The sequence below is a fragment of the Bacillus sp. PPSBB_2 genome, assembly GCF_045291115.1.
Classification (GTDB): Bacteria; Bacillota; Bacilli; order Bacillales; family Bacillaceae_G; genus Bacillus_A; species Bacillus_A cereus.
Window position 1 is genome coordinate 4468014 of record NZ_CP147983.1, and the last position, 12006, is coordinate 4480019.

Here is a 12006-nt window from a genome sequence, read left to right on the forward strand (position 1 = left end):
GAATTCTCCTCTCTATAAATCACGCGTTTCATAAATTTTAATTGTAAGAAACATAGAAGCGATATAGGCACTAGCTAATATCATTCCTCCAACCGTAAATACACCAATATGTACTGGATTCATAATCCACTCACTGAATGAAGATGTTGTTTCATTCAGCCCATCACTAATAAATATCCAAAGAAGTACACCAATCCCCATTGCTGCCGCTGATACTATACTTCTCATGCCTTTTGATTTTGTACCATAATAACTAGGAAAAAATGTCGCCACAAATACTACAGAATAAATCACTCCACTTACCACTACATACCATGAAATTTCAATATAAAAATTAGGATGGTATACACCAATATCATCAATAACAGCAATACCTCTTAAAAGGAATACAATTATCATAGTTGAAACCATGGCACCGACAATAAATATTGCACAGGAAATATATCTAGCAATAATGATATCCTTCCGACTTACTGGTAAACTATTTATAATAATGTCACTTTTATTTCTTTCATCCATAAAGGTTAACGTCATAACGGAGGAGAGGGTTATAAATAGACAACTCATCGGAAATAAAAATTCACCACTTGGCTCTAACATAAAAAACAAAAGAGGCATAACAAAATTCACTAACCACATTACCCGAAAAAAGAACAAATCTTTATATACAAGCTGACGCATAAGCACCTCTTCCTTTCGCGGTGTAAACGATAATATCATCTAATGTAGGCTTTTCTAGTACAACCTCATTTCCAAACCAATCTATGATTGCTTGTTTATCATTCGCTAAACCTTCAAAACCAAACTTATTTTTTCGTAATCCAACAAATAGTTCTTTTCCTTCTCAGTCTAATAAATCATTACTTCCTTTTACGATTACGTAGTTCTCCATTAAGTCTTCTTTTTCACCAGTAAATATAATTTCTCCATCATTGATGAACGTAACATAATCTGCAATGCGCTCTAAATCTGTTGTAATGTGCGTTGAGAATAATACGGATACTTCATCTTCCATTACAATTTCTTGCAGCATATCAAGTAATTCACTTCGAACAACTGGATCTAACCCTGCTGTCGGTTCGTCCATAATAATAAACTCTGCGTGGTGCGAAAGTGCGATGGCAATCGCAAATTTCATTTTCATTCCTTTTGATAATTCTTTAATTTTTTTATACTTCGGAACTTGCAATCTATGCATATACGATTGATACTGCTCTTCGTCCCACTTTTTATATAACGGTGCAATAATACGCTTCATTTGTTCACACGTTAAATCTTCGTAATAATGATTTTCATCATATACAAAGCCGATATTTTGTTTTATTTCCTTTTCAGCTTTCTTATTGTCCTTGCCAAAAATTTTTATATCTCCGTTATCTTTTTTAATTAAATTCATAATCATTTTGATTGTCGTACTTTTCCCGGCCCCATTCGGTCCGACAAACCCCATAATATATCCGCGTGGTAACGTAAAACTTATATTTTTCACTGCGAAACCTTCATAACTTTTACAAACATTTTTTAACTCTAACATCTCTCTCATTCCCCCTTATATAAAAACGCAATCATCTGCTGTAAATCTTCAAGTGAAAGCTGCAACGCTTTACTTTCATTCACAATCTCTTCCGCTTTACTTTCCAATAGGCGAAGCCGCTGTTCTTTTAATAGTTCATTATTTTTACGTGAAACATAAGTCCCCTTCCCAGCAACAGTTTCTATATATCCTTCTTTTTCAAGCTCCTCGTATGCACGCTTCGTTGTAATGACACTAATTTGTAATTCCTTCGCTAAGCTACGAATAGACGGTAATTGATCTCCACCCTTTAAACCGCCATTTAAAATAAGCTGGCTTAATTGTTTTCTTATTTGCACATAAATAGGGTCTTGGGAAGAATTCGAAATAATAATATTCATGTTTTCCTCCAGTGTGTGTATATACTGTGTATACCTTATATATACAGTATATACACAACATCCTATTTTTGGCAAGAAAAAAAGACCAACATTTTCCTGTTGGTCTTTCGTATATGTATCACTTTTCAAAGCGATCTAACATCTCGTCTCTCATTCCGAAACTTACTACTGCAATTCCTATATACATAAACAGAAGGAATGCCGGATGAACTGTATTGTACCAGCTGCTGTCAACAATTAAGTAAATCGTTAATGCCACAACAAGAACAAACGCTAAGATAAACATATAAAAGTGTCTTGTACTACCCATGATAAACTCCTCTCTTCTCACTTCACCATTCAACAGTTTATTTTATCGAATAATTCGATATGACTCAAGGTTAACTTTCTGTTATGTAATCAAGTTCTACCTTTACAATGTCCTCACATGCTATTGAAATGATTGTTCCTTGTTTATCAATCGCCGTCACTTCTCTATTATCCATTACACGATTTGCTACTCTTTCTAATACTTTCCCTTGGTCTCGATAGCAAAATTCTTTTACATCTTTAATTGTTTCTCCATTTTCTAAATGGTATACCATTCTATAACATCGATATCCCACACTTTCACCCCCGTCTTGTTCGTTTTTTCACATATACATAAAAATGAGTAATCTTTGCCTCATCACATCTTCTTAATTTCAATAAAATTCTAACAAAAATAAATACTTTTATCAAACCGACTTTTTCAACAAAACTACCTATAAAACTACACCTTTACACCATTAGGAAACAAAAAACATATTTTTTTAACATTTTCTTCACTATTTCTGCATAAAGTGAAACTTTATGCAGTGGGGATTTTTGTTCATCCCCACTGATTATTAGTTGAACCAATCGGGCATTTACGGACAGTTTATCTCCCACCTGGCTTCTTTGCACCAGCTAAGTTTTGAGTTGGGAGTTTACTGTCCGTTAATGCGGGACAAATTATCCATACAAAAAAAGAACCCGCCTCAGCGAGTTCTTCCTTTGTTATTTTAATCAAACTTGTACAGGAGCTGGCTTCGCATAACGTAAAACTGGTTTACGTGCAGCCATCGTTTCGTCTAAACGTTTAATGACTGTCGTATGCGGTGCTTCTTGTACAACTTCTGGATTTTCTTCTACTTCTTTAGCGATTTGAATCATCTTATCAATGAAACCATCTAATGTTTCTTTTGATTCTGTTTCTGTCGGCTCAATCATAATACATTCTTCCACATTTAATGGGAAGTAAATTGTTGGTGGATGGTAACCGAAATCAAGCAGGCGTTTTGCGATATCTAATGTACGTACACCAAGTTTCTTTTGACGACGACCTGATAATACAAATTCATGCTTACAATGTCTATCGAATGGAAGATCGTAGAATGGCGCTAATCTTCTCATCATATAGTTCGCATTTAATACAGCATACTCCGTTACTGCACGCAAGCCATCTGGACCCATAGAGCGAATATACGTGTATGCACGAACGTTAATTCCGAAGTTACCATAGAATGGTTTCACACGACCAATTGCTTCTGGACGGTCGTAGTTGAAGTGATAACCATTTTCCGTTTTCTCTAAAATCGGTTTTGGTAAGTACGGAATTAAATCAGCTTTCACACCTACTGGACCAGAACCTGGGCCACCACCGCCGTGAGGACCTGTAAATGTTTTATGAAGGTTTAAATGCACAACGTCAAATCCCATATCTCCTGGGCGTGCTTGGCTTAATACCGCATTTAAGTTTGCACCATCATAGTATAATTTACCGCCTGCATTATGGACGATTTCTGCCATTTCTAAAATATTTTCTTCGAATAGCCCTAATGTATTAGGATTTGTTAACATAAGTGCTGCTGTTTCTTCGTTTACAACACGTTTTAAGTCTTCTAAGTCAACAAGGCCATTTTCATTTGATTTTACTGTAATTGTTTCAAAACCAGCTACAGTTGCAGATGCTGGGTTCGTTCCGTGAGCAGAGTCAGGCACAATTACTTTCGTACGGTTAAAGTCACCATTCGCTTCATGGTATGCACGAATTAACATTAAACCTGTCCATTCTCCATGTGCACCAGCTGCTGGTTGTAAAGTAACAGTATCCATACCTGTAATTTCAATTAAATGCTCTTGTAAGTCGTACATTAATTCCATTGCACCTTGTACTGTCTTTTCATCTTGCAGTGGATGAATATTTGCAAATCCTGCGAAACGAGCTACACTCTCATTAATTTTCGGATTATATTTCATCGTACAAGATCCAAGTGGATAGAATCCAGAATCAACACCGTGGTTACGGTTTGAAAGTGCTGTATAGTGGCGCATAATATCAAGTTCAGATACTTCTGGTAGCTCTGCATCTTCTACTCGAATATAATCGCTCTCAAACACATCTTCTAGTTTCACTTCTTCTACATCTAATTTGGGTAAGCTATATCCTATGCGTCCTTCTTTACTCACTTCAAAGATAAGTGCTTGGTCTTGGTTCTTCATTGGATAGCCCCCATTTCGTTTACAAGTGTGTCAATTTCCTCTTTTGTACGAAGCTCAGTTACTGCTACAAGCATATGGTTTTCATGCTCTTTATAATCACGGCCTAGATCATAACCACCGATAATATTCTTTTGTAATAATGCATCGTTTACTTCTTTCACTGGACGTTTGCAATCTACAACAAACTCATTGAAGAATGGTCCAGCAAATGTTACTGTGAAGCCTTTCGCTTCAAATTGACGTTTTGCATACTGTGCTTTAGAAATGTTTTGACGTGCCATTTCTTTCACACCTTGTTTGCCAAGTGCCGTCATTGCAACAGAAGCTGCTAATGCATTTAACGCTTGGTTTGAACAAATGTTAGATGTCGCTTTATCACGACGAATATGCTGTTCACGTGCTTGTAACGTTAATACAAATCCACGTTTACCATCTGAATCTACAGTTTGTCCAACAAGACGTCCTGGAATTTTACGCATAAATGCTTTCGTTGTTGCAAAGTAACCACAGTGCGGTCCACCAAACTGCGTTGGAATACCGAATGGTTGTGCATCACCGATTACAATATCAGCACCAAATTTCCCTGGTGGTGTTAATGCGCCTAATGATAATGGATTTGAAGAAACGATAAATAATGATTTTTGTTGATGAACGATTTTTTCAATATCAGCTAATTTTTCAACTTGTCCGAAGAAGTTTGGATATTGAACGATTACACAAGCAACTGTATCATCTACTTCACTTTGTAATACGTCTAAATCTGTTACACCATCTTTATGATTAATTTCAACAACTTCAAGATTTTGACCTTTTGCATACGTTTCAAGTACTGCTCTTGATTCTGGATGAACCGCGCTAGATACAAGAATTTTCTTTTTGCGAGTATGGCCAGCTGCTAACATTGCCGCTTCAGCTAAAGCTGTACCCCCGTCATACATAGAAGAGTTTGCTACATCCATTCCTGTTAATTCACAAATCATTGTTTGGAATTCAAAGATTGCTTGTAATTCCCCTTGTGAAATTTCCGGTTGGTATGGTGTATAAGCTGTATAAAATTCTGAGCGAGAAATAACATGATCTACAATTACTGGAGCATAATGATCGTATACGCCTGCTCCTAAGAAAGAAGCGTATTCTTTTAAGTTAGCATTTTTACTAGCCATTTGAGATAGCTCTTTTAAAAGCTCTGGCTCTGATTTTGCTTCTTTAATTTTTAAATCCCCTTTAAAACGAACACTCTCTGGAATATCAGAGAATAATTCATCGATCGTTTGAACGCCGATCGTTTGTAACATTTCTTTTTTGTCTTCTTCTGTCATTGGAAGATAACGATGCAACATGAAATCTACCCCTCTCCCCGTTACTTTGAACGTTTGTAAAATGGTGTTGGAACAACTACTGCTTTGACGCGTTTATTACGAATTTCAATTTCTACTTCTGTATCAACTGCTGCGTATTTTACATCAATTAGTGCTAAACCAATGCTTTTCTTTAACGTTGGAGATTGTGTACCACTCGTTACTTCCCCAATTTTTTCTTCACCAATAAATACAGGGTAATGCGTACGAGGAATTCCACGTTCGATTACTTCGATGCCGACTAATTTACGAGGCGCACCGTTTTCTTTTTGCTCTTTTAACGTTGCTTTTCCAAAGAAGTCTGCTTCTTTATTTGTTTTTACCGCAAAGCCAATTCCAGCCTCAATCGGTGTAATATCTTTTGATAATTCTTGTCCATAAAGTGGTAATGTTGCTTCGAATCGAAGTGTATCACGAGCACCTAAACCACATGCTTTTAAGCCCTCTTCTGCTCCAACTTCAAGAAGTTTCTCCCAAAGTTTTGCAGCATCTTCACTCTTACAGTAAATTTCGAATCCATCTTCACCTGTGTAACCTGTACGAGATACAAGTGCTGGAATTCCGTCTACAAGAATATCGTTTTTAAATTTAAAGAACTTAATTTCTTTCAAATCTTCTGACACAACTTTTTGTAAAATGCCTTCTGCTTTTGGTCCTTGAATTGCAAGCTGTGCAACTTCACTAGAAACATTGACTACTGTCGTATCGCCAATTACATGACTTGCTAACCATTCGTAATCTTTCTCGATATTTGATGCATTGATTACTAATAAATAGTCTTCTTCACCACGTTTGTAGATTAATAAATCATCTACTGTACCACCATTTTCATAGCACATAGCTGTATATTGTGCGCCCCCTACCTTTAAGGTAGATACGTCATTTGTAACAACACGTTGTAAAAATGCTAAACTATCTACACCTTTTACTTCAACTTCTCCCATATGAGACACATCGAACAAACCTGCAGCTGTACGTACAGCTTCGTGTTCTTCTTTAATGCTTGAAAATTGAACTGGTAATTCCCAACCACCGAAGTCGATTGTTTTCCCACCATACTTCGCGTATACATCAAATAACGGTGTACGTTGTAATGTAATCATGCTCTCTCCCCCTTATGCTTTGACAAATCAATAAAAGTTGCTTCCCTTTTCTAAACATTTTCATTCTGAAAAGATAGGATATACGGAATCTCATTATATTTTTTTATGAAAGCGTAAATAAAAAATCACTTTCTTGGATAAAATACGAAAGATTCCACACATTTCACACCATTATCCTAACATCATTCGCTATATTTCATCAATATTCTAGCATAAAAAATAATTTAGAATTTTTTATGTTAAAACACAATAAATACAGCTTTTGAGATTTAATACTTTATTATTGTCTATCATATAGCCTTTAATAACGATAATTATGCCTTCTTTTAAGGCAAATCATCATACATTAAAAAATAATTACTTTAGTTTATAAAAGGTGGGAGAGTTGTAATGAATGTCGATATTTCCGTAGATCGGACATGGCAAAACAATTTTTTAAATAGAATTGACGAAGATGGTCCTTGGACAAACTGGGATTTATATCACTTAGCTTATGAAACAGAAAAATCGTTACTTGTTCCTACTTTTGATGGACTACAAGCACCGAAACATTTATCCCATTTCACACCGCTTCCGCATCAATTAGAAGTCGCTCAAAATGTGATTGAACAAATGAACGGTAAAGCGATTCTAGCAGATGAAGTAGGCCTTGGAAAAACAATCGAAGCTGGACTTATTTTGAAAGAATACATGGTCCGCGGGCTCGTGAAAAAGGTACTTATACTTGTCCCAGCTTCTCTCGTATCACAATGGGCATACGAACTGAATACAAAGTTTTTCATTCCAGCTGTAGCCCAAAAGAAAAGCTATTCATGGGAACAAGCCGATGTGATTGTCTCCTCAATTGATACTGCAAAACGTTCACCGCATCGTGATATCGTTTTGAACTTAGAATATGACCTTATTATTATCGATGAAGCACATAAACTTAAAAATAATAAAACAAAAAACTATGAATTTGCACAGCGATTAAAAAAGAAATTTTGTTTATTACTAACCGCTACTCCTGTTCAAAATAAGATTGATGAAATTTTTAACCTTGTTTCTTTATTAAAACCAGGACATTTAGGCAATCAATCCAACTTTGAAGAATATTACGCTTCCAAAAATCGCTCAGCCGAATCAGATGAAGACTTAAAAGCTCTCATTAATAAAGTAATGGTGCGAAATAGACGACATAATACCGGTATCGATTGGCCGAAGAGACATGTACGTACAATTTTTGTTGAGTTTAATGAACAAGAACAAGCTCTATATAATGATATCGAAAATTGGCGAGGACAAGACGCCTTCACATCTGCTTTCTCATCGTTAACTTTAAAACGGGAAGCATGTAGTAGTCGTGAGGCTGTTTACTATTCATTGAAAAAGCATGTAGAAAAAAGACAGAAAGAAAACGAACATTATATAAAAGATCCACATATCGATGTGCTAATGGACAAAATTAATCATATTCCTTTCAACTCAAAAGCAAATAAAGCTCTTGAGCTTATAAAAGAAATTGACGATAAAGTCGTTATCTTCACAGAATATCGAGCGTCACAAATGTACTTACAATGGTTTTTACAACAACACGGTATTTCTTCCGTTCCATTCCGCGGCGGGTTTAAACGCGGGAAGAAAGATTGGATGAAGGAGCTTTTCCAAAACCACGCACAAGTATTAATTGCAACTGAAGCTGGTGGTGAAGGGATTAACTTACAGTTTTGTAGCCATATGATCAATTATGATTTGCCATGGAATCCAATGCGTCTTGAACAAAGAATCGGGCGTATTCACCGTCTCGGTCAAAAGAATGATGTTCATATTTATAACTTAGCTACAAAGCATACTGTTGAAGAACATATTCTGAAACTGTTATATGAAAAAATCAACTTATTCGAGCGTGTTATCGGTGAACTCGATGAAATTTTAACGAGAATTAATATGAAAAACATCGACGCGCACATTCAAGAAATTTTCGCGCAATCAAAAAGCGAAGGTGAAATTAGAATTAAGATGGAAAACTTAACATCTATTATCGACTTTGCGAAACGAAATGAAGCTGAGGTGCAGGGCTATGCAGCAACATGAAATTCATAATTACTTATACAATTTCTTTGAGGCGAATAACTGTGAAATTTTAGAACGTTCTCCTCATTTATTAGATGTACAGTTAACAATTGAGATGGATAAATTATTAATGAATCGCCCTTTTTATTGGCACTATCTTGAGAAAACAGGAGGCGTACCGAATCCGATGCGCCTTACTCTTATTACAAATCCAGAAAATGAAGAAAATGATGGTGAGCTTATTCACTACGGTTCACCACGTCTACATCAAATTTTCCAAACGACAAAAGAATTAGGCTCATACATACGTTTATATGAGGATGTAAGGCATAATGGAGCAACACATACACCGCTCCACCCTTGGCTCGGTATTAATATAAAAGTTTCCTATCAATGTGATCGAAAAAAAGACATCCTTCACTCGATTGGTATTCATCTCATTTCTGGAACAATGATGGCAAACTTTCATGAAACATTAACAAACATTAAACTTACACCAAAAATACCTGATTTTTGTTTTACGCTCTCGCCCATCATTAAACCTCAAAGTGGTTTACAACGCATAGAAGACGCTTTAAAAAATATAATTGCAGAAGATGACCATACGTGGGCAAAAGAAGCAAGAGTGCGTTGGAATCATGATTTAGACCTTTTAAACCGTTTTTATGAAGAAAGTGACGAACTTCCTGAGAGCTATGAAATTGAAAAACAAGCTCTGCAAGAACAGTATGAACCACGTATTACAGTGCAAATTATTAACGGTGGACTCTTTTATGTTACCGCGAATCATTTTCTATCAAAATAAAGCTCCTTCTGCTTTAGAAGGAGCTTTATTTCGAGTTACTCTCTATCCTCATTACGCTCTTGTTGTTTTTGCTTTGCCATGCGTTTTTGATACGCACGATCCTTCGCGCTCACATGATTTGCATCAGTTGGAAGATTTTCTTTCGAACGTCCAATTCCATTGCTCATCTTTCCCACTCCTTTTTACGTTTTTCAGAATACATGTTTATTTTCAGCTAGAGTGACAATCCTTATACAAAAAAATAAGAGCAGCCATTGGCCACTCTTACTCGCTCACATATTTTTGAAACATATCATGGATGCCTTTATTTACTAGGTTCGAGATCTGCTCGTCAGATTTATTCGGATAACGATCACGCAATCTGATAGATGCCTTCACCATTAAATTTTCTAATACAGAACGGCCACCTTCTCCATAAATAATTTCAGCATATTTAACAAGCCTTCCATCCTCTACTGTTGCTGGATTATGATTGAAGAAAAATTTACTCATTGTCTCCACCTCTCTCTTTTGATAACGTTTACATTTATATAGATTATTTATGTTATTTATTTCACAATATTGTATGCATGTATATTTAATTAGTTTCATTATAAAGCAACATATCGATAGTAAATATGTGATTTTCCGTCCATTTTGTGAACAAATTAAAAATGAAAGCGTTTCCTTTATTATATACTAAAAAAACTTACTACGCTAGGGGCAATTTTTTTCAATCTACTAACCCCTCGAAAATTGATATATTTTTTCTTTTCCCATTAAACCCTTATACAATTTTCAGAAATTATATTATAAAATATATGTATGACTTAAGGAGGCTTTGTATGAATCAAAATAAAAAAGCTATATTAGATTTTGTCTTTTATCTCGTAATCCCATTCCTCATTTGGAAATTTGCAAAACCTTATATCGATCCTTATTACGCGATGTTACTTTCCTCTGTTCCGGGGATTATTTATACACTGTATACCTTTAAAAAAGAAAAACAGTTTAACGTGACAGGGTTCTTTATTTTAATTACACTCATTTCTAATACAACGGTAGATTTATTATCTGGGTCAGCTGAACGAATGTTGTGGAATGATGCATATTATCACATCGTACTCGGTATTATCGTCATCTGTACAATTTTCATAAAAAAACCACTCATGTTATATTTCGCTGCGGATATTGCAGCGCTGCAAGGGCATGACCGTGATAAAAGTCGTGAACTGTATCGTGATAGTCGTATCTATCCAGCATTGCAATATTTAACGCTCTTTTTTGGTCTACAATTCATATTAAAAAGCTTCTTAAAAATTTATTTCATCTCTGTTTTTGGTGTAGATGGCTATGGTGAAATGAGAGCGATTATGACCGCTGTAGGCTGGGGCATTTCTATTTGTATCGGAATAGGATTTGTATGGGTGAACAATAAAATACATGCCGTTACGGAAGAACAAGAATCCGTGCAGTAAATAAAAATCCCCTAGTGTAATACGACACTAGAGGATTTTTGGTTTGCTAAACATATGACTAAAATTCAACTTGATTTTTTTCTTTTACTTTTTACATTTCGGTAAAACAAAGCAGCACTCAGCGGCATAACACCAAACCACTTATTCATAAATGGCTCTTTTTCAGCACGGCGTTGTTCTTTCTTTTGTTTTCGATCTTCTTTTGGAGCATCCATATACGACACAAACTGTTGCGTCACAAAGCGAACATAATCATTAGTAGACATATTATCATCACCTCTACTTGATTAGTATGTCCACTTTTTTATACATTAATCTTTTCCTTTAATTCATTCATAATTTGCTTTACAGACTTATTCGTCGTATCAATATGTATATGAGCCTCTTCATAATAAGCTCGGCGTGATTCAAATTTCGTTACAAATGCATCTATATCTTTCTTTTGAAATAGTGGACGTGTCGTATCTTCACGAAGCCTTTCTGCAATTACATGCGGATCGCAATATAAATACACGACAGTTCCGTTCTCTTTCATCCACTTGCGATTTTCCGCTCGTTCAATAATTCCCCCACCAGTTGTAATAATGACATTATGGACTGGTAGCGCACGTAACATTTCACTTTCATATTCCCGAAAAGCCATTTCGCCTTCTTCGGCAAAAATATTTCGAATTGCCTTCTCTTGCTTCTCTTCGATTTTTTGATCAGTATCTACAACATCCATTTGAAGTTCTTTACTTAACGCTTTTCCAATTGTTGTTTTCCCTGCTCCCATGTAGCCGGTTATATATATAGATTTCATTTTCTGTCCTCTC

The 12006-nt window shown here is 35.6% G+C and carries 15 protein-coding genes and 1 pseudogene; 4 read left to right on the forward strand and 12 right to left on the reverse strand.

Features of this window, described 5'->3' with window-relative positions; genetic code table 11:
• Positions 1-12 precede the first annotated feature (12 nt).
• From V6946_RS22485 to gcvT, 8 genes and pseudogenes are all read right to left on the reverse strand, one after another.
• Positions 13-681 carry an ABC-2 transporter permease gene (locus V6946_RS22485; protein WP_006921549.1) on the reverse strand — a complete coding sequence of 223 codons (669 nt, stop codon included), beginning with the start codon at positions 679-681 and terminating at the stop codon, positions 13-15.
• A pseudogene (locus V6946_RS22490) lies at positions 662-1534 on the reverse strand (ABC transporter ATP-binding protein). Before V6946_RS22490 ends, V6946_RS22485 begins: the two are co-directional and overlap by 20 nt.
• A gap of 5 nt (positions 1535-1539) precedes the next feature.
• Complete coding sequence (locus V6946_RS22495) at positions 1540-1914, reverse strand: GntR family transcriptional regulator (RefSeq protein ID WP_006921550.1); 375 nt, start codon at positions 1912-1914, stop codon at positions 1540-1542.
• A 118-nt stretch (positions 1915-2032) separates the two neighbouring features.
• A complete protein-coding gene (locus V6946_RS22500; protein WP_000535933.1) occupies positions 2033-2224 on the reverse strand; it encodes a hypothetical protein in 192 nt (63 codons plus the stop codon).
• Positions 2225-2294: 70 nt separating this feature from the next.
• Positions 2295-2498, reverse strand: coding sequence for a DUF3929 family protein (locus V6946_RS22505; protein ID WP_000262496.1), 204 nt, complete (start codon positions 2496-2498; stop codon positions 2295-2297).
• A gap of 442 nt (positions 2499-2940) precedes the next feature.
• Complete coding sequence (gene gcvPB / locus V6946_RS22510) at positions 2941-4416, reverse strand: aminomethyl-transferring glycine dehydrogenase subunit 2 (RefSeq protein ID WP_000795702.1); 1476 nt, start codon at positions 4414-4416, stop codon at positions 2941-2943.
• Positions 4413-5756 (reverse strand): aminomethyl-transferring glycine dehydrogenase subunit 1, encoded by a 1344-nt coding sequence (gene gcvPA, locus V6946_RS22515; protein ID WP_000903240.1) that lies wholly within the window; start codon positions 5754-5756, stop codon positions 4413-4415. The genes gcvPB and gcvPA overlap by 4 nt, the downstream gene beginning before the upstream one ends.
• Positions 5757-5776: 20 nt before the next feature.
• The gene (gcvT, locus tag V6946_RS22520; protein WP_000631777.1) at positions 5777-6877 is read right to left on the reverse strand and encodes a glycine cleavage system aminomethyltransferase GcvT; all 1101 of its coding nucleotides are present in this window, start codon (positions 6875-6877) and stop codon (positions 5777-5779) included.
• A gap of 390 nt (positions 6878-7267) precedes the next feature.
• Between gcvT and V6946_RS22525 the strand changes: the two genes are divergently transcribed.
• On the forward strand, positions 7268-8950 hold the full coding sequence (locus V6946_RS22525; protein ID WP_001100037.1) for a DEAD/DEAH box helicase: 1683 nt from the start codon (positions 7268-7270) through the stop codon (positions 8948-8950).
• Positions 8937-9734, forward strand: a complete 798-nt coding sequence (locus V6946_RS22530) for a YqhG family protein (RefSeq protein WP_001183964.1) — start codon at positions 8937-8939, stop codon at positions 9732-9734. The genes V6946_RS22525 and V6946_RS22530 overlap by 14 nt, the downstream gene beginning before the upstream one ends.
• A gap of 35 nt (positions 9735-9769) precedes the next feature.
• Here the strand turns inward: V6946_RS22530 and V6946_RS22535 are convergent, their stop codons facing one another.
• On the reverse strand, positions 9770-9901 hold the full coding sequence (locus V6946_RS22535) for a hypothetical protein (protein ID WP_000064668.1): 132 nt from the start codon (positions 9899-9901) through the stop codon (positions 9770-9772).
• Between the two features lie 97 nt (positions 9902-9998).
• Positions 9999-10226 carry a hypothetical protein gene (locus V6946_RS22540; RefSeq protein ID WP_000032702.1) on the reverse strand — a complete coding sequence of 76 codons (228 nt, stop codon included), beginning with the start codon at positions 10224-10226 and terminating at the stop codon, positions 9999-10001.
• Positions 10227-10299: 73 nt separating this feature from the next.
• Between V6946_RS22540 and V6946_RS22545 the strand changes: the two genes are divergently transcribed.
• Positions 10300-10416 (forward strand): hypothetical protein, encoded by a 117-nt coding sequence (locus V6946_RS22545; protein ID WP_001987222.1) that lies wholly within the window; start codon positions 10300-10302, stop codon positions 10414-10416.
• Between the two features lie 142 nt (positions 10417-10558).
• Positions 10559-11191 carry a VC0807 family protein gene (locus tag V6946_RS22550; RefSeq protein ID WP_044795909.1) on the forward strand — a complete coding sequence of 211 codons (633 nt, stop codon included), beginning with the start codon at positions 10559-10561 and terminating at the stop codon, positions 11189-11191.
• A gap of 65 nt (positions 11192-11256) precedes the next feature.
• On the opposite strand, the gene V6946_RS22555 is transcribed toward V6946_RS22550, so the two are convergent.
• Positions 11257-11457: a YqzE family protein gene (locus V6946_RS22555; RefSeq protein ID WP_000106083.1), complete on the reverse strand. Its 201-nt coding sequence runs from the start codon at positions 11455-11457 to the stop codon at positions 11257-11259.
• Positions 11458-11495: 38 nt separating this feature from the next.
• Positions 11496-11993: a shikimate kinase AroK gene (gene aroK / locus V6946_RS22560; RefSeq protein WP_000836653.1), complete on the reverse strand. Its 498-nt coding sequence runs from the start codon at positions 11991-11993 to the stop codon at positions 11496-11498.
• Positions 11994-12006: the final 13 nt, after the last annotated feature.